The 24,744-nt window shown below is 69.1% G+C and carries 23 protein-coding genes and 1 tRNA gene; 10 read left to right on the top strand and 14 right to left on the bottom strand.

From position 1 onward, the window contains the following. Positions 1-77 precede the first annotated feature (77 nt). The 3 genes from ACQ66R_RS16150 (at position 78) to ACQ66R_RS16140 (ending at position 2,077) form a co-directional block, all read left to right on the top strand. The gene (locus ACQ66R_RS16150) at positions 78-1,004 is read left to right on the top strand and encodes a tetratricopeptide repeat protein (RefSeq protein WP_430423690.1); all 927 of its coding nucleotides are present in this window, start codon (positions 78-80) and stop codon (positions 1,002-1,004) included. Then, on the top strand, positions 971-1,939 hold the full coding sequence (locus tag ACQ66R_RS16145) for a hypothetical protein (RefSeq protein WP_430423689.1): 969 nt from the start codon (positions 971-973) through the stop codon (positions 1,937-1,939). Before ACQ66R_RS16150 ends, ACQ66R_RS16145 begins: the two co-directional genes overlap by 34 nt. A gap of 48 nt (positions 1,940-1,987) precedes the next feature. After that, positions 1,988-2,077, top strand: a tRNA-Ser gene (locus tag ACQ66R_RS16140). A 58-nt stretch (positions 2,078-2,135) separates the two neighbouring features. Here ACQ66R_RS16140 and ACQ66R_RS16135 read toward each other — a convergent pair. The 6 genes from ACQ66R_RS16135 to ACQ66R_RS16110 all read right to left on the bottom strand — a co-directional run bounded on the left by ACQ66R_RS16135 (position 2,136) and on the right by ACQ66R_RS16110 (position 10,017). Next, the gene (locus tag ACQ66R_RS16135) at positions 2,136-3,995 is read right to left on the bottom strand and encodes a sulfatase-like hydrolase/transferase (protein WP_430423687.1); all 1,860 of its coding nucleotides are present in this window, start codon (positions 3,993-3,995) and stop codon (positions 2,136-2,138) included. 70 nt (positions 3,996-4,065) lie between these two features. After that, the gene (locus ACQ66R_RS16130) at positions 4,066-4,686 is read right to left on the bottom strand and encodes a TetR/AcrR family transcriptional regulator (protein ID WP_430423685.1); all 621 of its coding nucleotides are present in this window, start codon (positions 4,684-4,686) and stop codon (positions 4,066-4,068) included. 7 nt (positions 4,687-4,693) lie between these two features. Beyond that, positions 4,694-5,194, bottom strand: a complete 501-nt coding sequence (locus tag ACQ66R_RS16125; protein ID WP_430426331.1) for a Coq4 family protein — start codon at positions 5,192-5,194, stop codon at positions 4,694-4,696. 780 nt (positions 5,195-5,974) lie between these two features. After that, entirely contained in the window at positions 5,975-8,338 is a 2,364-nt protein-coding gene (locus ACQ66R_RS16120; RefSeq protein WP_430423683.1) for a TonB-dependent receptor, read from the bottom strand. 46 nt (positions 8,339-8,384) lie between these two features. Then, positions 8,385-9,371 carry a FecR family protein gene (locus tag ACQ66R_RS16115; RefSeq protein WP_430423682.1) on the bottom strand — a complete coding sequence of 329 codons (987 nt, stop codon included), beginning with the start codon at positions 9,369-9,371 and terminating at the stop codon, positions 8,385-8,387. Positions 9,372-9,465: 94 nt separating this feature from the next. Further along, positions 9,466-10,017 (bottom strand): RNA polymerase sigma factor, encoded by a 552-nt coding sequence (locus ACQ66R_RS16110; RefSeq protein WP_430423680.1) that lies wholly within the window; start codon positions 10,015-10,017, stop codon positions 9,466-9,468. Between the two features lie 237 nt (positions 10,018-10,254). On the opposite strand from ACQ66R_RS16110, the gene ACQ66R_RS16105 reads away from it, so the two are divergent. Genes ACQ66R_RS16105 through ACQ66R_RS16095 form a run of 3 tightly spaced genes read left to right on the top strand, consistent with a single transcriptional unit; the run spans position 10,255 to position 13,245 of the window. Continuing rightward, on the top strand, positions 10,255-11,952 hold the full coding sequence (locus ACQ66R_RS16105; RefSeq protein WP_430423678.1) for a GMC family oxidoreductase: 1,698 nt from the start codon (positions 10,255-10,257) through the stop codon (positions 11,950-11,952). A 26-nt stretch (positions 11,953-11,978) separates the two neighbouring features. Next, positions 11,979-12,566, top strand: coding sequence for a gluconate 2-dehydrogenase subunit 3 family protein (locus ACQ66R_RS16100; RefSeq protein WP_430423676.1), 588 nt, complete (start codon positions 11,979-11,981; stop codon positions 12,564-12,566). Positions 12,567-12,576: 10 nt separating this feature from the next. Next, positions 12,577-13,245, top strand: coding sequence for a 3-keto-disaccharide hydrolase (locus ACQ66R_RS16095; RefSeq protein WP_430423675.1), 669 nt, complete (start codon positions 12,577-12,579; stop codon positions 13,243-13,245). A 49-nt stretch (positions 13,246-13,294) separates the two neighbouring features. Here ACQ66R_RS16095 and ACQ66R_RS16090 read toward each other — a convergent pair whose 3' ends face one another. Together ACQ66R_RS16090 and ACQ66R_RS16085 are read right to left on the bottom strand one after the other, a co-directional pair. Further along, positions 13,295-13,831: a gluconate 2-dehydrogenase subunit 3 family protein gene (locus ACQ66R_RS16090; RefSeq protein WP_430423673.1), complete on the bottom strand. Its 537-nt coding sequence runs from the start codon at positions 13,829-13,831 to the stop codon at positions 13,295-13,297. Positions 13,832-13,851: 20 nt separating this feature from the next. Continuing rightward, complete coding sequence (locus ACQ66R_RS16085) at positions 13,852-15,582, bottom strand: GMC family oxidoreductase (RefSeq protein WP_430423671.1); 1,731 nt, start codon at positions 15,580-15,582, stop codon at positions 13,852-13,854. Positions 15,583-15,699: 117 nt separating this feature from the next. Between ACQ66R_RS16085 and ACQ66R_RS16080 the strand changes: the two genes are divergently transcribed. From ACQ66R_RS16080 to ACQ66R_RS16070, 3 genes are all read left to right on the top strand, one after another. Next, positions 15,700-16,488, top strand: coding sequence for a 3-keto-disaccharide hydrolase (locus ACQ66R_RS16080; protein WP_430423669.1), 789 nt, complete (start codon positions 15,700-15,702; stop codon positions 16,486-16,488). A gap of 68 nt (positions 16,489-16,556) precedes the next feature. Continuing rightward, positions 16,557-17,072, top strand: coding sequence for a hemerythrin domain-containing protein (locus ACQ66R_RS16075; protein WP_430423667.1), 516 nt, complete (start codon positions 16,557-16,559; stop codon positions 17,070-17,072). Between the two features lie 14 nt (positions 17,073-17,086). Continuing rightward, positions 17,087-17,341 (top strand): hypothetical protein, encoded by a 255-nt coding sequence (locus ACQ66R_RS16070; protein ID WP_430423665.1) that lies wholly within the window; start codon positions 17,087-17,089, stop codon positions 17,339-17,341. Here ACQ66R_RS16070 and ACQ66R_RS16065 read toward each other — a convergent pair. The 6 genes from ACQ66R_RS16065 to ACQ66R_RS16040 all read right to left on the bottom strand — a co-directional run bounded on the left by ACQ66R_RS16065 (position 17,338) and on the right by ACQ66R_RS16040 (position 23,441). Next, the gene (locus ACQ66R_RS16065) at positions 17,338-18,294 is read right to left on the bottom strand and encodes a hypothetical protein (protein WP_430423663.1); all 957 of its coding nucleotides are present in this window, start codon (positions 18,292-18,294) and stop codon (positions 17,338-17,340) included. The two genes, ACQ66R_RS16070 and ACQ66R_RS16065, sit on opposite strands and share 4 nt — an antisense overlap. A gap of 2 nt (positions 18,295-18,296) precedes the next feature. Next, positions 18,297-19,004 (bottom strand): glutathione S-transferase family protein, encoded by a 708-nt coding sequence (locus tag ACQ66R_RS16060; RefSeq protein ID WP_430423661.1) that lies wholly within the window; start codon positions 19,002-19,004, stop codon positions 18,297-18,299. Positions 19,005-19,082: 78 nt separating this feature from the next. Next, positions 19,083-20,135: a sugar phosphate isomerase/epimerase family protein gene (locus ACQ66R_RS16055; protein ID WP_430423659.1), complete on the bottom strand. Its 1,053-nt coding sequence runs from the start codon at positions 20,133-20,135 to the stop codon at positions 19,083-19,085. Then, entirely contained in the window at positions 20,132-21,247 is a 1,116-nt protein-coding gene (locus tag ACQ66R_RS16050; RefSeq protein WP_430426329.1) for a Gfo/Idh/MocA family protein, read from the bottom strand. Before ACQ66R_RS16050 ends, ACQ66R_RS16055 begins: the two co-directional genes overlap by 4 nt. A 17-nt stretch (positions 21,248-21,264) precedes the next feature. Next, positions 21,265-22,167 carry a sugar phosphate isomerase/epimerase family protein gene (locus ACQ66R_RS16045; RefSeq protein WP_430423657.1) on the bottom strand — a complete coding sequence of 301 codons (903 nt, stop codon included), beginning with the start codon at positions 22,165-22,167 and terminating at the stop codon, positions 21,265-21,267. A 62-nt stretch (positions 22,168-22,229) separates the two neighbouring features. Next, positions 22,230-23,441, bottom strand: a complete 1,212-nt coding sequence (locus ACQ66R_RS16040; protein ID WP_430426327.1) for an MFS transporter — start codon at positions 23,439-23,441, stop codon at positions 22,230-22,232. Between the two features lie 175 nt (positions 23,442-23,616). On the opposite strand from ACQ66R_RS16040, the gene ACQ66R_RS16035 reads away from it, so the two are divergent. Then, the gene (locus ACQ66R_RS16035) at positions 23,617-24,624 is read left to right on the top strand and encodes a LacI family DNA-binding transcriptional regulator (protein ID WP_430423655.1); all 1,008 of its coding nucleotides are present in this window, start codon (positions 23,617-23,619) and stop codon (positions 24,622-24,624) included. The last annotated feature ends 120 nt before the right edge of the window (positions 24,625-24,744 follow it).

Here is a 24,744-nt window from a genome sequence, read left to right as displayed (position 1 = left end):
ATGTTGAGATCAGCCTAACTGAACCGCCGGGCCGTTTGTGGGAATATACGCCCGAAGGCTCGGGAGGAGGATGTCCGATGCGCGTTCTGAAAATCGTGCTTCTGGCCGGCGTGATCGCCGGGGCTTCGATCACCGGGGCGACAGCCGCCGGCAGTGGGGGCGGGGGTGGCGGCATGAGCAGCATGCCCTCCGACACCGGCCCCCGCTACGACCCGGCCGAAGAGTACGCCAAGGCCATCCGGGCCATCCAGGACAAGGACTTCAAGGCCGCCGCCCGCTCGGCCCAGCGCGTAGCCGACGCCGCGCCCAAGAGCCTCGACGGCTGGAAGCTGTTGGGCGTGGCCCAGGCCGGCGCCGAGAACTGGAAGGGCGCCAAGCGGGCCTACGAGAGAGCCTTCAAGCTGGCGCCCGAGGACGAAACCGTCCGCGGCGGCCTGGGCCTCGCGCTGGCCAAGCTGCAGGACGCCAAGGCCCAGGAACAGCTCGACTGGCTGAAGGCGCGCTCGGCCAGCTGCACGTCGAACTGCGCCACGCTGAAGGCCCTGACGGCCGACGTCGAGAAGGCCATGACGCCCGCCGGCGCCACCGGGGACAGCGCCACGCTCGAGCACAGCGGCCTGATCTTCTCGGCCGACGTCGGCGACCGGGCCTACGTCCAGGCCGTCGGCCTGATCAACGAGAAGCGCTACGACGAGGCCCTGGCCTCGCTGGACGCCGCCCGCGCCGCCTTCGGCCCCCACCCCGACATCCTGACCTACCAAGGCTACACTTGGCGCAAGAAGGGCCAGTTCGACCGGGCCGAGGGCTATTACAAGCAGGCGCTGGCCATCGCGCCGGACCACCGCGGCGCCACCGAGTACTACGGCGAGCTCAAGGTCGAGCGCGGCGACATGCCCGGCGCCCGGCAGATGCTGGCGAAACTGGACGCGTCCTGCGCCTACGGGTGCGCCGAAGCCGAGGAGCTGCGCCGTTGGATCGACGCCGGCGGCGAACCGGGGCTCTAGCCGGTCTGGCGCTGGCCGCCGCGGCGGCGTCCATCGCCGCGGCTGAGATCGCCCAGCCGCTTCAGGCCCTGCACTGGGTGACGCCGGACGCCGACCCCGTGGCGAGCTTCGCCTCCCAGCCCACCGAGTGCCTGGCGCCTCCCGCAGACCCCGCCGCCGCGCAGGCGGTGGAAGTGGGCCGCGCTGCCTTCCGGACCCCGCTCCTCTTGGGCGGCCAAGCGGCCCGCGTGAGCCTCACCTGCGAGAGCTGCCACCGCGCGGGCCGCGGCAACCCCGAGTTCCTGTTCCCCGGCGCATCCGGCGCGCCCGGCACCGCCGACGTCACCCTGTCGCTCTTCTCCAGCCATCGGGGCAACGGCGTCCACGACCCCCGGCCGATCCCCGACCTGTCGGGCCCCCGCGACCGGCTCAAGGTCGCCCCGGACCAGTTGCCGGCCTTCATCCGCGGCCTGATCGTGGAGGAGTTCGACGGCCGCGAGCCGCCGCCCGCCGTGCTGGCGGGCCTCGCCGCCTATGTCCGCGCCCTCTCGCCCGCGGCCTGCCCGGCCGACGCCCGTGAGCCGTTGCGCCCCGCGGGCCTGCTCGCCGATGCCCGCCGCGCGCTGACCGCCGCCGACCGGGCCTACGCCGCGGGCGACCGTCCCACCGCCATCCTCATGATCGCCGCTGCCCGCGCCCGCCTGGGCCTGATCGACGAACGCTACAAGGCCCTGCCCGCCGAGGTCGCCCGCCTGCGCGCCGCCGACGCCCGCCTGACCGCCCTACAGCAGGCCATGCGCGAGGGTCGCGCCGACGCCCGCGCCAGCCTCGCCGCGTGGCTCCGCGACTCCCGCCGCCTGGATGCCGCGCTGGCCGCCCGCGAGTCCGAGTCCCTCTTCAACCCGGCTCGACTCAAGGCAGCGGCGAACCGCCGCTTGCCCCCAAAGCCCACCTGACGGTATATGCCCGCCTTCCGCTCGGGGGCCCGCCCCCCGCCGCGGCGTGGTGAGGTGGCCGAGTGGTTGAAGGCGCACGCCTGGAACGCGTGTATAGGGGAAACTCTATCGAGGGTTCGAATCCCTCTCTCACCGCCACACATCCGGACAACTCCCTTGTACTGGCGAGCGCCGACTCGAGAGCGCGGCCAGCCAGCTAGTCGAAGACCTTCACATCTGGCCGGTACTCGCCGCGCAGCACCATGGCCAGATATCGCGCCGCCGTGCGCACGTAGCCGTCTTTGTCCTTCACCGCGGCCTCCACGGCGGCCAGAGCCGATGAGGCGTCGGGCGCATAGGTGAGCGCGTTGATCGCCTGCAGGCGCACCCGGGGATGCTCGTGCGCACTGAGTTCGGCCAGCATCGCCAGCGGCGCGTCGGGCGGCCCCACATGGGTCAGCGCCTCGGCCAGCGCGACCCGAACCTGTGGCGAGCTCTCGGCGCTCAGCCGGGCCGTCATCGCCGCCGCAGCGGGCGCAGCCCGTCTGGCCAGCATCAAGAGCCCCTGCGCCGACCAAAAACGGATCACCTCGCTGTCGTCGCTGAGCCCTGTCATGAAGCCGGCGGCGTTCGCGGGGTCACGGGCGATGCAGCGAGCCGCCAGGGTCATCGCCCGCCTCAGAGGATAGCGCCCCTCGTCCTGCTGGGCGGCATAGTCCTCAAGCGACGAGCCCTCGGGGATGAAGGCGCCGTCGCGGATCGACAGCATGTGCGCATCCAGCTGCCGTCGCATCGCGGCCAGCCGGGCGCGGTGCGCGGCCCGCATGGCCAGGTTCGAGACCTGATCCGGGTCAGCCCGCAGGTCGTAGAGCTCCTCGGCCGGCTTGGCGCTCCAGAACCGCGCCTGGGTCGGGTTCAGACGTCCGGCGGCGTGCGCAGTCTCCCAGTCCTGCCAGGCGGTCATTTGCCATGGATAGGCGTAGTGCTGCCCCCACGGGCGGTGCGGCGCGTAGTTGCGGATGTACCGGAAGGCGCCATCCGTGACGGTGCGCACCAGGTCGTAGCGCTCGTCCATCCGGTCACGGCCGCCGAACGCCCAGGTCCGGCCGGCGCCGCCCCGCAGACCCGGCAGAGGGCGACCCTGGAAGTGCGCCGGGATCGGTTGGCCCGCCGCCATGAGGACGGTGGCCGGCAGATCGACCAGGGTGACGGGGTCGTCGATGGTCTCACCCGGCCGCGCGGTCAGCAGGTGCGCCCATTTCGGCGGAACCCGCACGGTCAGGCCGCAATGCAGGCCCTCGTCGTAGCAAAAGCGCTTCGTGCGCGGCAGTGCGCCGCCGTTGTCGGCGTAGTGGAAGACGATGGTGTCCTCGGCCAGGCCGGCGGCCTCCAACTCGGCCAGCCTGGCGCCGATCTGGGCGTCCATGACCGCGATCCGGTTGTGGTAGCTGGCGATATCGGTTCGCACACCCGGCGTGTCCGGGAGGTAGGCCGGCACGTCGACGTCCTGCGGCTTCACAGGCCCAGGCGTCGGCTTGAAGAGCTGGGACTCGTGGGTGGTCTCGTGGTTGAAGACCGCGAAGAACGGCGCGCCGGCCGGCCTGTCGTTCCAGTGCGCGGAGAGCCCCTGAGAGCTCCAGGTCGCGGCCGGGTCGAGGTCACAGTTGTAGTCGGTCTTGGCGTTGTTGCTGCAGTAGTAGCCGGCCTGGGCCAAGAGCCGCGGCAGGGCCGTCGCGAAGGCGGGCAACCTGGCCCGCGCCCGCATCTGGTGAGCCGGCGCGCAACTCTCGGCGCGCATGCCGGTGATCAGCGCGAACCGCGAGGGCGCGCACACCGGGGCGGTGGAATAGGCGTGGCGATAGAGCAGGCCCTCGGCGGCCAGACGGTCGATGGCGGGCGTCCGGGCCAGCGGCTCGCCGTAGCAGCCCAGCCACGGATTGTTGTCCTCGCTGACCAGCCAGAGGATGTTCGGCCGCGCCTGGCCAGCGGCGCTCGACGGCCCCGCCGCCGCCGCCGCCGCCGCCGCGCCCAGCAAGGTCCGCCGCGATACCGGGCCAATCGCCTCCCCCCGCGCCACTCTCGGACTCCCTTAACTCGATGCGGCCCACGCTCGACCGAACGCGAGGGGGTTGCAAGGGACTGGCGAGCTAGCCCACGCGAGTCAGGACGGTGAGGTCGGCGATCAGGGCGTCGATCATCCGGGCGGCCAGCGCGGAGGGCGCGGCGAAATCCAGTCGGTCGAAGTTGACCGGCAGGGCGAGGCAGCCGTGGACGCCGGCCCAGGCGACCTGGGCCAGCACCCGCGGATCGCCGCCACGCACCGCGCCAAGGGCCTGGCCCTCCTGGATGGCGGCGATGAGCAGGGCGGCGAAAGGGGCGTCCTCGAGCGGCCCGCGATCCGGCTTTGGCAGGGTGTCCGGACGGACAAAGAGGAAGGCGCCGCGGAACAGCTCGGGTCGCGCCTGGGCGACCTGCACATAGGCGTTCAGCAGGGCCGCGAGGCGCTCGACCGGGTCGGCGATGCCGGCCGCAAGGTCCGCCAGCTGGGCGTTGATGGTCTCCAGGGGCTCCATCCACAGGGACTGCATGAGACCCTGCAGATTTCCGAAGTGGGCGTAGATCGTGCCGATGCTTACGTCGGCGCGCTGCGCGATGGCGCGAACGGAAACCGCCGACGCGCCTTGCTCAGAGTAGACGCCGGCCGCCGCCTTCTGGATATGGCGACGCGCGGCCAGCTTCTGTTCAGCGGTCGCCGGTTTCCGAGCCATGCCGTCCTTATGCGGCGAGACCCACCCTGTTCAAGTTCATCCGCGCGCGGAGCACCTCGAGCGGGGTGTCGAGCTCGTCTTCCCAGCGTTCGAAGTTGAGGTTGCGCGCGGTGCGGCCGTAGCTCCAGCCGTCGACGAAGGCGTCCATGGCGTCGACGATCAGGCCGGGCCTCACGAAGGCCATGTGCGCCGTCGTCACTGCGACCCGCATCGCGTGATAGGGGAACCTGAGCTGCGCCAGATAGAAGGCGGCCAATGCCAGCTCACCCCAGTTCGTGGCCTCGTACCCGGTCAGGACGTGCAGGAAGTCGTGGATCTGAAAGCCGCGGACCATCATGTAGCTGAGGTCTGGCGGCAGACGGTCCAGCTTGCCTGAGCCGGTCAGTTCTTCGTTGAACTTCCGATAGTTGCGGCCGAGGTTCTGCTCGAGCTTGTTGTCCAGGACGAAGCGCCGATAGGCATGCCCCAGGGTGCCCGGCGCGCACTCGGCCAGGCGGTCGAGCGACAGCGGCTCCGAGATGTACCGGCTGGCGAGCAGCGGCCCGGCCTCCGGGATCGACGCGAGCTCCCGGCTGTAGGCCTCGATGGCCTGCTGCGGGGCCTCGGCCCACCAGTCATGGAAGAGCAGGTAGACCCCGTAGTCGAGCGGCGCGTCCGCCGCGCGCAGGAACTTCGCTGCAAACTCCCGATTGATGATCTCCGGCTAGCACCCACCCAATTAAATGAACAGGTTCATTTAATTGGGACCGCAGGTCGGCAGGACGGATTGCCGGTGGTGGCGGACAAGACGCAGCGTAGCTCAGGACGTCCGACGCTGGCCGATCAGAGACGATCGGACGCAACGCCATCAGCCGGCCAAACCGCATGATGGCGACCACAAAGCCTTGATTTTATAGAGTTCCAGATACGAGAAGCCCCGACCGAGGTGTGACGTCCTCGGGCCGGGGCGGTAGGTCTCGTGCCGGTGACTGGAGAGCCGACGCGTATCGCGCGCAGCCCGAGCCGGCCGCACACAACAGCACGACAGTAGCACCGCTCGTCATTTCGGCCAATGTGAATGTCGCGCCTGCGACAAGACGCAGGGAGGCGCGGCCCCGGAGCTCTCCTCACCAGGGCCGCGCTTCAGCCATCTGCAACGCGACCTTGGGCTCGGAACGCGCGATGCTTTTGACTGTGTGCGCCGGTCACCAGGCGCCCAGATTGTCGACCCATGGCTCTCCAGAAGTCGCAGGTCGCGGTGGAGACGTCACAAAGTTCCCGCCCCCCTAGGTAGACGTGGAACTTTTTTTCAGAGGGCCGCGGAAATCGTCATGCCCACGGTGCGGGGGCGCTGAGGGGTGATCTGGCGCGTCTGGTCCGGGTTGAACGGGTTACCGAAGGCGAAGGTGTCGCCGCGGGCGTCCAGCGGGTTGATCATGAACAGCTGCACCCCGAAATGCTTGCCCGTCAGTTCGGCTGACAGCTTGGTGCGCGTGTAGTTGCCCATACTGGACTGCGCCGCGTCGAAGCTGACCCGCGAGCGGCCGATATAGGTGGCCTGACCCACCAGCCGCAGGTTCCAGTCGCCGAAGGCCGGCCGTTCATAGCTGAGCAGCCCGCCGGCCGAGATGGGCGGCGCGCCGGGCAGGCCGTTCACCAGATTAGGGGTCAGGTCGAGGTTGCCCTTGGTGGTGCGCACCCGTGAGAAACGGCCGTTCAGCTGCGCGGTCAGGCCCCAGTCGGTACGCCAGGCCATCTCGGTCTCGATCCCCAGGATGTGCGCGTCGCCGGCGTTGGTCGTGTAGGGAATCCCGGAAGGCCGGAACTGGTCGGTCTGGATGTCCTTCCAGTGCGCGTAGAACAGGGCCCCATTCAGCGCCAGCCGGTGGTCCAGCCAGTCCGACTTCAGCCCCAGCTCGTAGTTCAGCAGGCGATCGGGCGTGTAGGCCTCGCGCTGGGCCGGCAGCGGCAGCGCCCCGCCCGAGTTCACCCCGCCCGAGCGGTAGCCTTCCGAGATCACGCCATAGGCCAGCGCTCCGCCGCGGAACTCATACTGCAGCGAGACCTTCGGCGAGAAGCCGGTGAAGTTGATCTGCCGGTCGAAGCCCCGCGGCGCAAAGCGTTCCGACACCACATCGGACCGTGTGCGGGTCTCGATGCGGAAGACCCGCCCGCCGATCGCCGCCGTCCAGCCCGGCGCCAGGCGCCACGACGCCTCGCCGTACGCCGCCATCTCGCGGATGTGGTCGCGCCGGTCGTCGCCGTAGACGAGGATGTTGGGCGCCCGCGGCACCTGGGCCAGGAACTCGCTGGGCGACTGGGTGCGGGTGTCCGAGCCATAAAGCCCCGCCAGCCACTCCAGCCGCCCGGCCCCGCGCGAGGTCAGGAAGATGTCCTGCACCAGCATCTTGGTCCGCGTCCGTTCCGAATAGGCCGAGGTGCGGGCGAAGTCGGTGTAGAGCGACTGGGTCGCGGTGGCGTCATAGAGGCTGCCGTAGGCGTGGCGGACAAAGCCGGATGACAGGTTCAGTTCGGCCCCGCCCCACGACCGCCTGACCGTCACCGTCGCCAGTGCGATGTCGTTCACATGCGGCTCGGGGATCCGGACGCTGCGCTTCAGCCCCAGCCCCGGGGTCGTGTAGTGCGTGTCCTCGGACCGCAGATGCTGGCCCGCGACCGTCCCGCTCAGCATCCAGTCCGCATTGGGCTGGAACAGCAGGATCAGCCGGGCGCCCCGCCGCTCGGTGCGGTCGACGTTGCTGCGGTCCTGGCCGATGTCGTCCAGGTAGCCGCCCTGGATTTCCTGATAGGCCGCCACGCGCGCGCCCAGCACATCGCCCCAGATCGGATAGTTGGCATGGCCTTCGACCGCGTAGCTGGACGCGCCGCTCTCGGTGAGGGCGCCGGTCGTGCGCAGCTCGGCCGAGATGTTGTTCAGGTCGGGCTTGCGCGAGACCAGCCGATAGATGCCGCCGATCGAGCCCGCGCCGTACAGCGCCCCCTGCGGCCCGCGGGCCACCTCGACCCGCTCGATGTCGACCAGGCGGAAGTCCGGGTCGGGGGCGTTGTAGTTGACCGGCAGATCGTCGAGGTAGGTCGCCACCACCGACCGCGCGCGCCCGGTATAGGCGCCGTCCGACAGCCCGCGCAGCAACAGCTTGTTGCGGCCTGGACCCAGGTTGGTCGCCAGCACCCCCGCCAGTTGCCCGGCCGCCTCACCCGCGTCGGTCGCCCCCGACGCGTACAATTCTGTGCGCGGGAGCGCTGTGACCGCGACCGCCAGCTCGCGCGGATTGCGGATCCGCTTGGTGGCGGTGACCAGCAGCTCGCCGACCGTGACGGGCGGCGCGGGACGTACGACCTCGGTCGCCGCGCTGGCGCCGCCGGGCGAAACCTCTACGGCCGCGGGGGCGATCAGACGCCAGGTGCAGGGCGCGCCGGACAGCACCTGCCCCAGCGCCTGTTCCAGGGTCATCGACCCGTCCAGCCGGCCGCGGAACTGGCCCGGGCAGGCGGCGGCGCCGATCAGGGTGACATTGGCCTGCTGGGCGATGTCGAGCAGTGCCTCGGAATAGGCCTGCGGCTCGACCCTGAACTGGATTCGTGCGGCTGCGGCTTCGGCGGAACTGCCGAAAAAGGCCGCCACCACGCCAGACGTGACAACGGCCGCCATGGCCCGACGCGCGAGGATGGTCAGCTCCGCCTAATCTTCGGCCCGGTTACTTCCGAAGAAGCAGCAGCCCCCTGTCGGAAGGTACTGATCTAATCGGGAGCATCAAGCTAAGACGCGCCACGACGGCAGGTTGGTCGTCGAGGACGATGACGCCGGTGATCGGCATCTTGCCCAGCTCGGGATCCGAGATCTCGATCTGCTCGACGTACTGGCGATTGAGGTCTGCGACCACGTTGGCCAGCGGCTCGCCTCGGTAGATCAAGCGGCCCGCGCGCCAGCTGAAGGCTTCCTGGGGGTCGACGGCGCCCAGCTCCTCGCGCCCCGACGAGGCGATGTTCAGCTTCTGGCCGGGGGTCAGGGTGAAGGCGCGGCCGGTCACGGCAGCGGTCATCGGCCGCACCTCGACCTTGCCGCGCGCGACAGCGACCATCAGGTCGCCCTGCCGGTGGCGCACGTCGAACTGGGTGCCCAGGACGCGCACCACCCGATTCGAGGCGGCGACGGTGAAGGGCCGCTTGGCGTCATGGACGACATCGAAGATCGCCTCGCCCTCGGCCAGTTCGAGCTTCCGCTCATCGCGCCCATAGCTGACGCTGAGCCGGGTTTCGGCGTTCAGGTCGACGATCGAGCCGTCGGTCAGGGTGACGCGCTTACGTTCGCCCTTGCCCGTCGCATAGGTCTCGGTGGTGGCCTGCTGGGCTACGACGCCCGGCAGCACGGCGACAGCCAGGCCCGCGGCGATCGCCATGCCGCCCGCTCCCAGCCACCAACGGCGAGTGCCGCCACGGACGATACGTTGGGTCTCGCGTCGATCGAGCGTGGCGAGTTCGTCCTGCACCTGGGGCGCCGCGGCCTCGAACTCGTGCCACAGCGACACGACGTGTTCATAGGCGGCGCGGTTGCCGGGCGCGGCGTCGAGCCAGGCCTCGAATTCCAGGCCGTCGGCCTCCGACACCTCGTCGCGCTGCAGGCGCACGAGCCAGGCGCTGGCTTCCGCCAGGTCCCTGTCGTCCTCGAACGCGATGCTGCTCATCGACAAGCCTGCCATCCCCGCGCGGAATACGTGAGGCTGACGGGGAGACGTCGCCACCCCTCGCCACCCCTAGGCCGCGTTGAAAATTTCGCACTCACCGGCCGCGCAGCCTCTGCGAAAGCTGTCGGACGGCCGCCTGGATGTGCTGCTCGATCATCTTGACCGACACCCCCATGGCCTGGGCCGTCTCCTTCTGGCTGAGCCCCTCCAGCTTATGCAGCCGGAACGCCTTGCCCATCTGCGGCGGCAGGGCCGCGACCGCCTCGGCCAGCAGCCGCACCCGCTCGCGCGAGATCACCGCCTCGTCCGCCGCCAGCTCGCTTGAAACCTCCTCGTCGCCGATCGACGAACGCGTCTCGCGCCGCCAGTCGGCGCTGCGCTTCGACGACCGCTGCGCGCTGCGCACGTGATCCACCAGGAGGTTGGTCGCCATTCGATACAGCAGCGCCGAGGGTGCGCGCACGTCGCCGTCGTCGGCCGCCACCGCGGCCACCTTCAGATACAGGTCCTGCAGCAAATCCTCGGCCGTGGCCATGCAACGGGTGCGCGCGGCCAGGAACAGGAGAAGGTTCTCCCGCTTCTCGAAGAAGGCCTGGGCCAGCGGCGTGTGGTCCGCCGGTCGCTCTGAGGGCCTCGAAGGCGCCAACGCGTCTCCCCTTACCGCCTAAGGCGTGGCTGGTGATTCAATCCCTGGGGCATGGCCAAACTTGTGGCGTTAGCCAAGCGAATTCACCTGCGCTGTTGGCCCCTCAGCGCCCGCGTTCGCAACTCGGGGCCGGCGACGCCCTGGAGGACGGGTTCGCCGTTGCGCGCAAAGCCCCTTCCCACCCGCTCCGTCCGGCGCCAGCTTGCAACCGATTACAAGACGCCGATGGGAGGGAACGTGGCCGAACCCTATGACGTGATCATCGTCGGCTCCGGGGCGGGCGGCGGCATGAGCGCCTACCACCTGGCCAAGTCCGGCCTGAAGGTGCTGATGCTCGAGGCCGGGCGGGACTACGACCCGACCACCGAGACCCCGATGTTCAACACCAACGCCCAGGCGCCCCTGCGCGGCGCGTCGACGCCCGACAAGCCGTTCGGCTTCTACGACGCCACCGTCGACGGCGGCTGGGAGGTGCCCAACGAGCCCTACACGGTGGCCGAGGGCTCCGAGGACTTCACCTGGTGGCGCCCGCGCATGCTGGGCGGCCGGACCAACCACTGGGGCCGCATCTCGCTGCGCTTTGGCCCGCTCGACTTCAAGCCCCGCTCGCGCGACGGCCTGGGCCACGACTGGCCGATCACCTACAACGACCTCGCGCCCTGGTACGACCGGACCGAAAAGCTGATCGGCGTCAGCGGCGCCGCCCCGCCGCGCGGCCTGACCAACACGCCGGACTCGCCTCCCGGCTGCCTGATGGAAAACCCGCCCCCGCGCGCGTTCGAGCTGTTCTATGCCCGCGCCTTCGAGGCCATGGGCATTCCGGTCGTGCCCATGCACGGCGCCGTGGTCACCCAGGCGATGGAGGGCCGCAACACCTGCATCTTCGCCACCCCCTGTGGCCGGGGCTGCCAGATCGGGGCCAACTTCCAGTCGACCACGGTGCTGATCCCGCCGGCGATGGCGACGAAGAACCTGACCATCATCACCAACGCCCTGGTCTACCAGGTCGACCTGGATGCGGCGGGCAAGGCCAAGGGCGTCAGCTACGTCGACCGGGTCTCAGGCGAGCACCGCTCGGCGACGGCGCGGGTGGTCGTGCTGGCGGCCGGCTCGGGCGAGACCGCCCGCATCCTCCTGAACTCCAAGAGCGCGACGTTCCCCGACGGCCTGTGCAACGGCGAGGGCATGGTCGGCCGCTACCTGATGGACACCGTCGGCCTGAACGTCACCGGCCAGTTCCCCGCGTTGGAGAACCTGCCGCCCACCAACGACGACGGCATGAGCGTCGAGCACCTCTACGTGCCGTGGTGGGGCTACGACAAACACAAGGACCTGGGCTTCCCGCGCGGCTACCACGTGGAGATCGGCGGCGGGCGCCAGATGCCGTCGATGGGCCTGGGCCGCCTGATCGCCGACGACGAAGCGAGCGTCGGCGAGGCCCTGCGGGCCAAGCTTCGCCAGCGCTACGGCTCGATCATCAGCTTCAACGGCCGCGGCGAGATGATCCCCAACGACGACTGCTATTGCGAGCTGGATCCGACCGTGAAGGACAAGTGGGGCATTCCCGTCCTGCGCTTCCACTGGAAGTGGGGCGAGCACGAAACGAAACAGGCGGCCCACATGGTCACCACCTTCCTGGAGGTGATCGACAAGCTGGGCGGCAAGCCCATCGGCAAGGTCGAGCGCGACGGCAAGAAGGCCATCTCCAAGGGCGGCGAGATGATCCACGAGGTGGGCACCGCGCGGATGGGTGCGTCCGATAAAGACTCGGTGGTGAACCAGTACGGCCAGGCCTGGGCGGTGCCGAACCTGTTTGTGACCGACGGGGCGGTGATGGTCTCCAGTCCCGACAAGAACCCGACGCTCTCGATCATCGCCCTGGCTTGGCGGTCGAGCGATCATCTGGCGCAGATGGCCAAGCGGGGTGAGCTGTGAGCGGCGAACAGCAACCACCTGAAGCCGTGCCGTACGTCCGGAAGATCGACCGCCGCACGGCGCTGACCTGGATCGGCGTCGTCGGCGCGGCCACCGCCGTCGGCGCGGGCGTCGTGGTGTACGGCCCGAAGATCGGCGGCAAGACTCCGGGGACGAAGGGCTACGGCACGGATCCCAAGCTGGTCGAGCCTGAGCCCGCCCCTTGGCCGCGCCTGCTCAGCGACGGTGAACTGCAGGCGGCGGCCGTGCTCAGCGATTTCATTCTGCCGGCCTCGGCGACCGCGCCGGCGGCCACGGCGCTGGGCATTCCCGACTTCATCGACGAGTGGATCAGCGCCCCCTACCCCGACCAGGAGAAGGACAGACCCCTGATCCGGGACGGCCTGAAGGCGCTGGGATCAAAGCCGGACGGGGCGAAGCTGGCGGCCCTTCCCAAGGCCAGCCCCGAGTTCTTCAAGCGGTTCCGCTATCTCGTGATCGGCGCCTATTACACGACCGAAGCCGGGTTCAAGGACCTGGGCTACATCGGCAACGTCTCGCGCCCCGCCGACCCCGGACCGTCGGCCGAGGTGAAGGCCGCGCTGGAACGCGAACTCGCAAAGCTGGGGCTGTAGCATGCGCGCAATGAAGACGGTTCTGACCCTGGCAGCGCTCGCCGTGGCGGGGCCGGCAATGGCGGCGGACAACACCCTCTCGGCGGCCGAGCAGAAGGCCGGCTGGAAGCTGCTGTTCGACGGCAAGTCGATGGACGGCTGGCGCACGTTCAAGAAGCCCGCGTCCGACTGGAAGATCGTCGACGGGGCGCTCGGGCCCGACTCCAAGGCCTCCGGCGACCTCATGACGAAGGATACGTTCGAGAGCTTCGAGCTGGCCTTTGACTGGAAGATCGCGCCTAAGGGCAACTCAGGCGTCATGTACCGCGTCACCGAAGCCGGACAGCAGAGCTATTGGTCAGGTCCGGAGTACCAGGTGCTGGACAACAGCCGGGGCGAACCGCCGCTGCAGCGGGCCGGCGCGCTCTACGACCTTTACGCGCCCTCGGTCGACGCCACGAAGCCTGTAGGCGAATTCAACTCCTCGCGCCTCATCGTGAAGGGCGCCCACGTCGAGCACTGGCTGAACGGTCAGAAGGTGGCGGAGTACGAGTTGGGCTCGCCCGAGTTCAAGGCCAAGGTGGCCGGGTCCAAGTTCCGGGCCTGGCCGTTCGGAACCAGCCCGACGGGCCACATCGCGCTCCAGAACCACGGCGACCCGGTCTGGTACAAGAACCTGAAGGTGCGGGTCCTGAAGTGACCTCCGCTCCCCCTCTCATCGCGCTACGCGCTTGGGGGATAGGAGGGTTTTACGTCGCCCAGGCGCGTCCGATCTCCTTCATGGGCACACAGCCCTTGAAGTCGCCCGGCACCGGATCGTAGCGCAGCGTCACCGTCGCCCCCGGCTTCGACGTGAAGTAGCCGATGGTCATCAGGTCCTTAAGCGCGCCGAACGGGTGCGGCCTGGGCCGCGCGGCCGTCGCCTCCTGGTCGTAGCGGGTGAGCAGCGCGCCCTGCTGGGCCGCGGTCAGCGCCACGAAGCCCGCGCCGTGGGCGGCCTTGGCGTCGGCGTCCAGCTTGTCGAGGCCGCTCTTGATGAAGCCGGCCTGCAGGGGATCGCACCAGCCCTTGAGGGCCTTGTCGACCATCTGCGGGACGCCAGCCTCGCGGGCGCCGGGCGTGTCGGTCTTCGGGTAGACCAGCTCGGCCACCACATCCAGGATTTGGGCCTGCGCCGCGGTCAGCGCCGTGGGCGTCCAGCCCAGCGCCGGCTGAGCCCAGGCGTAGCCGCCCGACCCCGCGGCGAGGGTGAGCGAGAGGCCGAACAGCGCGTCGCGTCGGTTCATCAGCATCGTCCGGTCCTCCCCTAGAGCTCGCCGCGCTTGCGGGCCGCCACGGCGTGGTCGGCCGCGCGCGCCGTCAGCGCCATGTAGGTCAGCGACGGGTTCACGCACGACGCCGAGGTCATGGCCGCGCCGTCCGTGACGTAGACGTTCTTGCACTCGTGGACCTGGTTGTGGGCGTTCAGCACCGAGGTCTTCGGGTCGCGGCCCATGCGCGCCGTGCCCATCTCATGAATGCCCAGGCCGATGGCGTAGTCGCCGTCCACCGGCTGGACGTTCTTGAACCCGGCGGCCTCCATCATCTCCATCGCCGTGGCGATCATGTCCTTCCGCATCTTCTGCTCGTTCTCTTTGATCGAGGCGTTGAAGGTCAGCGTGGGCAGGCCGTACTTGTCTTTCTTGTCCTTGTTCAGCGTCACGCGGTTGTCGGCATAGGGCAGGATCTCGCCGAAGCCGCCCAGGCGCGCGATCCACGGGCCCGGCTGCGTCAGCTCGTCCTTGCGGCCGGCGCCCAGGCCCGGCGCGCCGATGGCCCGGGTCCAGCTTGGCCGCCCGGCGCCGCCCTGGAAGCCGAAGCCGCGCAGGTAGTCCTTCTTCGTCGCCGCATCGCCCAGGTTCCGGAAGCGCGGGATGTAGACCCCGTTTGGCCGCCGGCCCGAATAGTAGTGCTCCTCGAAGCCCGGCGCGTCGGCTTGGGCGCCCACGCCCAGGTGATGGTCCATGATGTTGCGGCCCAGTTGGTCCGACCCGTTGCCGAACCCGTTCTCGAAACGGCTCGAGGTCGAGTTCATCATGATCCAGGTGGAGCCCAGGGCGCTGGCGCACAGGAACAGCACGTCAGCGTAGAACTCCTCCTCCTGGCCGGTCTCGGCGTCGAGGATGCGGACGCCGTCGGCGCGGTTCTTCTTCGGGTCGTGCAGGATGGTGGTGACGATGGAGTTCGGCCGGATTTTCAGGTTGCCCGTGCGCTCGGCCGCCACCAGCGTCGCCGAGTTCGAGCTGAAATAGGCGCCGAACGGGCAGCCCTGGATGCAGCGGTTGCGGTGCTGGCACTTGCCGCGGCCCAGGGCCAGCTGTTCCTCGGTCGGCGCGGTCAGGTTGGCGGTGCGGCCGATGGTGACCCGGCGCTCGGGAAAGCGCGCCTCGACGCCTTTCTTCAGGACCTCCTCGACGCAGTTGAACTCCATCGGCGGCTGGAACACGCCGTCCGGCAGCTGCGGCAGACCTTCCTTGCGCCCGCTGACGCCGGCGAAGCGCTCGACGTAGTCGTACCAGGGGGCCAGGTCGGCGTAGCGGATCGGCCAGTCGACGCCGATACCCTCCTTCGCGTTTGCCTCGAAGTCCTGCGGCGAGTGGCGATAGCTCTGGCGCGCCCACATCAGCGAGCGGCCGCCCACGTGGTAGCCGCGGATCCAGTCGAAGCGCTGCTTTTCCTCGTAGGGGTTCTCGTCGTCGCGGACGAAGAGGTGCTGGGTGTACTCGGTCAGTGCATAGCCGGTGCGCTGCTGGGCCGGGTACTTGGCCTTCATCTCGGCGTCGGGCAGGCGGCCCAGGGGATACTGCGTCTCCCAGGGGTCCATCGTGGCGGTCTTGTAGCCGGTGATGTGCGGCATGGGCCCGCCGCGCTCGAGCACCAGCACCTTCAGGCCCTTCTCGGTCAGCTCCTTGGCCGCCCAGCCGCCGGCGATGCCGCTGCCCACGACGATGGCGTCGTAGGTGTTTTCCTTGCGCCAGCGCGTGTTGAGATTCGCCATGCTTCCTTCCCCATCGGGTCCGCTGGCGTCCAGACAGACCTCGCGAGCGGTTCTCCCGCTTCCGTTCGGCAGCGTTTCATGAAATGGATTACATCGCAAGGCCGGGAGGAAGGCTGGATGACCCGAAATCGGGCTGTATGGGGCGTGCTGCTGGCCCTCGTCTGTACGACGCCGACAACCGCCGCCGAACGCTGGAAGTCCCTGTTCGACGGCAAGACGCTGAGGGGTTGGATTCCCAAGATTGTGGGCTCGCCCGCGGGCGAGAACGCCCGCGACACCTTCATCGTGAAGGACGGCGCGATCACCGTCTCATACGCGGGCTATGAGCGGTTCCAGAACCGCTTCGGCCACCTGTTCTACAAGACCCCGTTCAAGGCCTACCGCCTGCGCCTGAAGTACAAGGTGCTGGAGCCGCCACTGCCCGACACGCCCGGCTGGGCCCGCTCGAACTCGGGCGTGATGTTCCACAGCCAGAGCCCCGAAAGCATGGGCCTGAACCAGCCGTTCCCGGTGTCGGTCGAGTTCCAGATCCTGGGCGCCGACGGACCCAAGCCACGCCCTACAGGCAACCTCTGCACGCCCGGCGTCTCCGTCACCCTGAACGGCGCGAAGCAGCCCGTGCATTGCTCGGACTCCTCTGGCCCCACCATCCCGAACGGGACCTGGGTCGACCTGGAACTGGAGGTCTCGCCAAAGGGCGTTGTCACCGAGCGGATCGACGGCGCGGTCGTGCACACCTACAGCGACATCGCCCTCGACCCCGCCGACCCGATGGCCGCAGCCGACGCAAAGCGCCTGATCGAGGCCCGAGGCGGCAAGCTGCCCGTCACCGAGGGCTACATCGCGCTCCAGAGCGAAGGCCACCCCATCGCGTTCAAGGACATCGAGATTCTCGTGCTGAAATAGGCTCTGCCGCCGGAACATCATGTCGTCGGCCACGTTCGGATGCCCTGTCATTCAAGGAGACTGGGAACATGCCGAACGAGAAGCCTCTGGACGCCGTGGCCCTGCTCAAGGCCGATCACCGCAAGGTCGAAGACCTGTTCGCCAAGTTCGAGGCGGCCAAGGCCGACGGCAAGAAGCGCGCGCTGGCCGAGCAGATCTGCATGGAGCTGACCGTCCACGCCAAGATCGAGGAAGACGTATTCTACCCGGCCTGCGAGGGCGCGGTGGAGGAGGACCTACTCAAGGAAGCCTATGTCGAGCACGACTCGGCCAAGGTGCTGATCGCCGAGATCGAAGCCGGCGGCCCCGACGACGAGTTCTACGACGCCAAGGTCAAGGTGCTGTCCGAGATGATCGAGCACCACGTCAAGGAAGAGGAACAGCGGGCCGAGGGCATGTTCGCCCAGGCGCGCAAGGCCGGCCTCGACATGGACGCCCTGGGCGAACGCATGGCGGCCGAGAAGCAAGAGCTGATCGCCAGCTACAAGTCGTCGGGCCTGCCGCGGCCGGAGGCGGCCACCCTGACGGGCACGACGCTCGCCTGATGGGAACCCCGTGGATGCGCCTGGGCATGAACGCCTGGGCGCTGGGCCTCGAGTCCTCGGCGGTCATCGGGCTTCGCAGGCTGAAGATCGCCGCGGGCGGGGCCGAGGCCGAGGCCGAGACCCGCCGAATGGAGATGGATGCCGTCCTGGCGCTACAAAAGATGGCGTTCACCGGCGGACTGGGGGCCACGCCGCAGCGCGCGGCCGCCCGGACCGTCGCCCACTACCGCCGGAAAGTCCGCGCCAACCACCGCCGACTGGGCGGCTAGAGGAACACTTCGGCCAACGCCAGGCCGCGTTCGCCGGCGATGCCGTAGACCATGTAGAGGCGTCCGCGTTCCTCGAAGAAGAAGGGATCGCGGAGCTGGTTCACCGGTCGCTCAACAGCGCCGCGGACCGAGGGCTCGGCCGGGAGTTGCGCGCCTTCCCAGTCGAGCTCCGGCCGCAGAATCTCGACCGGCGCGGACTGGGTCCAACGCTCCCATGGGCCGCTTGCGTCGATGGTGGTGAGATAGATGCGCTCTGGCGCATCGCCCACTTGTGTCCAGGCCACCTTCAACTGGTCGCCGCGCACCACCACCGTCCCATGACGCATGTTCGTGTTGAACAGACGCGGGCCAGTCTCGAAGCCGGACAGAGGGTCCTCCGAGCGATAGAACTGGCCCGGCATGGCCATGGCGTAGGTCATCCCCCGGAACGGGAAGGCGCGCCAGTAGGTCAGGCCCAGGATCTCGGGCCCCGCCGAAGCGAACGCCAGGCCATCCGGCGACGTGGCGACGCGGGTCACCTGCTCATTGGGCAGGCGTTCCAGGCCATGGAAGTACATGACGAACCGCCGCCGCTCCTGATCGACATGCACGTCGGGCGAGGCGATGTGGCCGCCCTCCAGGTTGGTCGGAAACGGCGTCTGCTCGATCCGCAGCACGCCCGGCGGATGCACCCGCCAGGGCCCCTCGAGCCGGTCGGCATAGGCCATGCGGATGTACTGGCCCACGTGATCGGCGAAGTAGAGATAATAGCGGCCCAGCGCCTCTTTGGCCCACGGGGGCACGCGGATCAGCGAGGGCTCGGCGATGTTGGTCCCGATCGACGGATGGGTTTCGGGCGTGATGATGGGACCCTGGCCCAGGCGCACGGCGCGCGGGCCGGCCGCCAGAGCGGCCGATCCGCCGCCAGCGGCCAACCCGGCCGCCAGCGCAAGTGTCCGGCGGCGGGTGAGCATGCTCAGGCCTCGGCCTTTTCCATCGCCGCCTTGGCCGCGGCCATCATCTTCTGGAAGGCGCCCGTGCGGATCAGTTCGCGCCGCTCCTCCAGCCCACGGTGCAGCTCAACAAGCACCCTGGCCGCCGGCTCGTGGGTCTGGAGCGCGGCCCAGTAGGCGGCGACGTTGGCGTTCTTGGGGATCGGGTTCTCGACGCCCGTGCCCGGCAGCACGTTCTCGATCATGAACAGCGCCGGCGTCAGCGCGCAGTCGGCCATGGTGATCCGGCCGCAGGCGGCATACCCGTCCGTCCCGATCATCCGGTCCAGCGCCTTGACGTTGCGGACCACCTGGCCGCCCAGCAGGTCGACGATCCCCTGGTCGCGGTCTGCGGCGCGCGCCTGAGGCGAGAGCATGAACATGTTGTTCATGAGGTAGACGTCGCCGATGCGGGCCAGCGTGCGGATGTGGGCCGTCTCACGCGGCGTGACGCCCAGCATCGAGGGCGTCGGATAGATCTCCTCCAGATACTCGGCGATCACTTCGGATTCCGGCATCAGGTCGCCGTCGATATCCAGCACAGGGATGCGGCCGATGGGGTTGCGCTGCCGGAAGGCCGGCATGCCGAAGTCGGCCGGGCGTTCCAGTACGATGTCGGTGATGCCCTTGGCGTAGATCTGCATACGCACGCGCGCCGAGTAGGGGCTGAGATCGCCGGAATAGAGCTTCATCATTATGGGACGCTTCCTCTTTGGTCTTTGGCCAAGGGAAGCACGAAACGCGGCCCGCGGGCAGAGGCTCGCCGCAAGCTAGAGACCCAGGAGTTTCCGGTTCGCCGCGGCGTCGACGCCCGATCTGGCGAAGTCGTCGAAGGCGTGCTCGGTGACGCGGATGATGTGGTCCCTGATGAAGGGCGCGCCCTCGCGGGCGCCGTCCTCGGCGTGCTTCAGCGCGCACTCCCACTCCAGCACCGCCCAGCCCGGATAGTCGTAGGCCGCGAGCTTCGAGAAGATCGCCTTGAAATCCACCTGGCCGTCGCCCAGCGACCGGAAGCGGCCCGGCCGGTCGACCCAACCCTGATAGCCGCCGTAAACGCCTGAGCGACCGTTCGGCCGGAACTCGGCGTCCTTCACGTGGAAGGCGCGGATGCGCTCGTGATAGCGGTCGATGTAGTCGAGGTAGTCCAGCTGCTGCAGCACGAAGTGGCTGGGATCGTAGAGGAGGCACGCGCGAGGGTGGCCGCCCACCTCGTCCAGGAACCGCTCGTAGGTCGCGCCGTCGTGCAGGTCCTCGCCGGGGTGGATCTCGTAGCAGGCATCGACGCCGTTCTCGTCGAACACGTCCAGGATCGGCTTCCAGCGGCGGCCCAGTTCGGCGAAGGCCTCCTCGACCAGCCCCGCCGGCCGTTGCGGCCACGGATAGAGATACGGCCATGCCAGCGCCCCCGAGAACGTGGCGTGCGCCGTCAGGCCCATACGCCGGCTGGCCCTGGCCGCCAGCTTCACCTGGTTCACCGCCCAGGCCTGCCGCTCGGCCGGACGCCCGCGAACCTCGGGGGGCGCGAAACCGTCGAACATCGCGTCATAGGCCGGGTGCACGGCGACCAGCTGGCCCTGCAGGTGGGTCGAGAGTTCGGTCACCTCGAGGCCATACTGCTCCAGCGTCCCGGTGATCTCGTCACAGTAGGTCTGGCTTTCGGCGGCTCTTTCCAGGTCGACGAACGAGCCCGGGCCGGTCGGCAGCTGAAGGCCGATGTAGCCCAGGTCGGCCGCCCACTTGGCAATGGTGTCCAGCCGGTCGAAGGGCGGCTTCGGCCCCACGAACTGGGCCAGGAAGATGCCGGGCCCCTTGAGCGTCTTCATGCGTCACCTGCGTTCAGATCGACCCAGCCCTGCCCTGTACGGCTGGCCGCCACGGCGCGCTCGACGAAGGCCATGCCGCGCACCCCGGCCGCGATGCCCGGCGTCAGGTCGTTGGCGCGGCCGCTGGAGATGGCGCCGGCAAAGTCGCGGTAGATGTTGGCGAACGCTTCGATAAAGCCCTCGGGATGCCCGGTCGGGATCCGCGAGCCCGCCTGGGCCGCCGCGCCCAGATAGCCCGAGGCGGCGTGCAGCGTCTGGGTGGGTCCGTCCAGCCAGTCGATGGTCAGCTCTGTGTGGCGCTCATGGCTCCAGGACAGCCCGCCCTTTTCGCCATAGACCTTGATGTTCAGCCCGTTGCGGGCGCCGGCCGAAATCTGCGAGGCGATCAGCACGCCGCGCGCGCCGCCGCCGAAGCGGAGCAGGACGTTGCAGTCGTCGTCCAGCGCACGGCCCGGCACAACGGAAGCGAGGTCGGGGCAGAGCCGCTCGACCTCAAGGCCGGTGATGAACTCCGCGAGGTTGAAGGCGTGGACGCCGATGTCGCCGCTGCATCCGCCGACGCCAGACCGCGCGGGGTCGGCCCGCCACATGGCCTGGGCGTCGCCGCCCTGCTCGATCGGCCGCGAAAGCCAACCCTGCGCATACTCGACCACCACCTTGCGGATCGGCCCCAAGTCGCCGCGGCGAACGATCTGGCGCGCCTCACGGACCATCGGATAGCCGGTGTAGGTGTAGGTCAGCGCATAGCGGCGGCCCGACGCCGCCACGATCCGCTCAAGCTCGAGAGCCTCAGCCAGGTTCCGGGTCGCGGGTTTGTCGCTGATCACGTGCAGGCCGGCCTGCAGCGCGGCGGCCGAGACGGCGAAGTGCAGGTGGTTCGGCGTGACCACCGCCACCAGCTCGGCCCCGTCATCGCGCGCGGTCTCGCCGGCGATCATCGCCACGTGGTCGGCATAGACGCGATCAGGCGCGACGCCCCAGGCCTCGGCCGCCTTGGCGCTCTTGGCGGGGTCGCGGCTGAAGGCGCCGGCGACCAGGCGAATGGTCCCATCCAGCTCGGCCGCCATGCGGTGAACGGGCCCGATGAACGAGCCCGGACCGCCACCCACCATGGCCAGCCGCAGTGGCCTCACGCGGTCACGCCCGCCAGGTAGTCGTGGCAGATTTTCGCGGCCTCGATACGAGGCCGTTCGAACGGCGGCTCCTGCTCGACGAAGAAGCCCGTGACGCCCGACGCCTTGGCGGCGGGCAGAAGTTTCTTCCAGTCGATGGCGCCCGAGCCGACCTCGGTCGGATCCATCTTGAGGACGAAGTTGGGCACGGTCGTCGGCTTGATGTCCTTCACATGCATCATCGTGAAGCGGCCTTTGTGCCTGGCCAGCAGGGCGGCGGGATCATGGCCGGCCGCCGCGACCCAGCCCACATCCAGCTCGAAGGTGACCAGCGACGGATCGGTCTCCCTCAGCAGGATCTCCAGCCCATAGGTCGAGCCCAGCGGCAGGAACTCGAAGTTGTGGTTGTGGTAGCCGACCTTGAGGCCCTCCTTCTTCAGGACGGTGGCCTTCTGGTTCAGGAAGTCGGCGTTGGCCTTCCAGTCGTCGGCGGTCATCTGGCCGACCAGGCGGCGCAGCATTCCGCCCATGTCCTCGCCGGCCTGCGGCCGCATCTCCATGCGGTCGGGGAACCAGCAGATCGGGGCCACTGCGGCCTTGGCGCCGACCGCATGCAGGGCCGCGGCCAGCTTGCCGAGATCGCCTGAGAACGTGAGGTCGCCGCCGCGCGGCTGGACGTGGACGCTGGGACACGCAAGCCCCGCCGCGTCCATGGCGCTCCGCAGGTCGGCCGGAGCCTTGCCCATGAAGCCGGGCAGCTCGACGGTCTTGTAGCCGATGCCGGCGACCGCCTTCAGCGTGCCGCCCAGGTCCTTCGCCGCGTCCGGGGCCAGGGTGTAGAGCTGGATGCCGATGGGCAGTCCCGCCGTCTTGAAGAAGGGCCGGGCCGCAGCCCCCGCCCCGGTCGCCGCTGCGCTCATGGCCGCTCCCAGTCCGAGAAGGACGTTCCGCCGGTGGATGCTCTGCAAGGGTATGGCTCCTGTCATAGCGCCGCCACCGCCGTGGGGCCGCGTTCGGGCGGCTTGAAGAAGACCGCCAGCAGCACGACCGCCGCCAGCGCCATGGCTGTCGGGACCATGAATAGGCTCTGGTAGTCGACCACGCCGCCCGCCGAGTTGCGCGCGATCAGCGTCGGGAAGAGGAAGCTGGCCACGACGTTGCCGATGCCCAGGATCAACAGGTTGAACAGGCCCTGGGCGCTGGAGCGGACGTCCTTCGGGAAGACGGCGTCCACGAAGATGTACACGGTGGCGAAGAAGAAGGCGTAGCAGACGCCGTGCAGCAGTTGCACCGCGATGATCGTGGGCACGCTGTCGGCGAAGAAGGCGAAGGTCGCGAACCGGGCCGCGTGGCCCAGGATCCCGATCATCATCGTGACCTTCCAGCCCAGCCGGATCAGCACCGGCCCCAGCACGAGCATCGTCACGATCTCGGCGATCTGGCCCAGGCTAAGCACCACCATCGACAGGTTGCCGGCGATGCCGACGCGGTTGGTCAGGAAGGCGTCGGCCATCACGAAGTAGCCGTTGTGGACCACGCTATCGATGAAGGTGACCGCGAACAGCACGCCGATGAAGGGCACGCCCAGGAACTTCACCGCCTCGCGCCAGGCCAGCTTGTCCACCGCGGCGCCCTCGGTCTTGGGCGGGGTGTGCGGCAGGGTCAGCGAGTAGCCCGCGAGGGCGAACGAGACGATCGCGCCGACCAGGAAGATCCAGCGCATGTGCTCGACGCTGGCCTCGCCGCCCAGCAGGAAGATGAAGGGCCAGCTGACTAGGATCCAGCCGACAGTGCCGCCCATGCGCACCGCGCCGAAATCGCGCGCGGGGTCCTTCAGGTTGGCGAACGCGATGGAGTTGGTGACCGACAGCGTCGGCACATAGACCAGGCTGTAGACCAGATAGGCGGCGAAGAACGGCCAGAAGCTGGTCGCGAAGGCCGCGCCCACCAGCGCCACGCCGCCCAGCAGATGGCTGACGGCCAGGAACTTCTCGGCGGCGAAGTTCCGGTCGGCGAATTGGTTGGAGAAGAAGATGCCGACCACCGCGGCGATGCCCCACGAGCTGCCGACCAGCGACTGCTGCCAGGGCTGGAAGCCCAGCAGGCCCATATAGGGGAACAGCTTCGGCGCCCAGGCGCCCCAGACGGCGAGCTGGAGCACCATCATGATGAAGAGCCGCGTGCGCACGCCCATGCCGTCGAACCCCTCCCAAGGCGCCTCGAACATCGCGGTCGGTGTGCTCCCGGCCTCTCGATGTAATCGAATTCATCCGTAGCAATGGCGCACTGGCGAGGCAATCGATTCCGGGCCGGCGGTTTGCCGGGGGCGCGCCTTGAATTGACCGGGCCTTGTCGCCAGTGTCGCGCCGATGGCCACGATTCAAGACGTCGCCCGGGACGCCGGCGTATCCACCGCCACGGTCTCGCGGGTGCTGAGCGCGCCCGAACTGGTGGCCGAGGGCACCCGTGCGCGGGTTGCGGCGTCGGTGGAGCGGCTGGGGTATCAGCCGAACTTCGCGGCCAAGAGCCTGCGAACGCTGAAGACCGAGAAGATCCTGGTCACCGTGCCCGACATCTCGAACCCGTTCTTCAGCCAGGTGATCCGGGGCGTGGAGGAGGCGGCGCGCAGCGCCGGCTATTCCGTGCTGCTGGGCGACACGCGCCACGAGCCCGACCGCGAGGAGGAGTACGCCGCCATGCTGCTGCGGCGCGAGGCGGACGGGCTGATCTTCCTGGGCCACCGGCTGCCCGAGGCGCTGGCGCCCATGGTCGCCACGCGTGGCGTCCGCACGCCGATCGTCAACGGCTGCGAGTACAGCTCCGAGCTGGGCGTTTCAGGCGCGCACATCGACAATGCCCGCGCGGCCGCCGAGGCGATGGAGCACCTCTACGGCCTGGGCCATCGCCGCGTCGGCGTGATCACCGGCCCCCTGGCCAGCCCGCTCAGCCGCGACCGCCTGGAGGGCGTGCGGGCCTCGGCCCAGGCGCGCGGCCAGGCGGCCGGACTAGCGGTGGTGGCGGGGGACTTCAGCATCGACTCCGGCCTGCGCGAGGCGACGGCGCTACTGGCCGCAGATCGGCCCAGCGCGATCTTCTGCTTCAGCGACGAGATGGCCATGGGCGCGCTCGAAGCGATCCGCCGCGCGGGTCTCTCCTGCCCGGGAGACGTGTCGCTCGTCGGCTTCGACGACATTCGCTTCGCCGAGTTCCTGAACCCGCCGCTGACCACGGTGAGCCAGCCCATGGACCGGATCGGCCACGAAGTGGTGCGCCTGCTGCTGGACATCCTGAGCGGCAAGGCCCAGGCGCTGGAGCACGTCACCCTGCCCCACCGGCTGGTGGTGCGTGGCAGTACGGCCGGCCCGGTCGTGCGTTAGGACGCGTGGAGAAATCCTCCTCACCCGTAGGGGGAGGGGGACCGCCCAAAGGGTGGTGGAGGGGGAACGAGGCCGGCGCTCGGCGCTCCCGGCACACCCCCTCCACCATGCTGCGCATGG

This window comes from Phenylobacterium sp., assembly GCF_965284355.1.
In the GTDB taxonomy this organism is placed as follows: domain Bacteria; phylum Pseudomonadota; class Alphaproteobacteria; order Caulobacterales; family Caulobacteraceae; genus Phenylobacterium.
The sequence above is the reverse complement of the archived record's forward strand: the minus strand, read 5'-3'. Positions and strand labels throughout refer to the sequence as shown.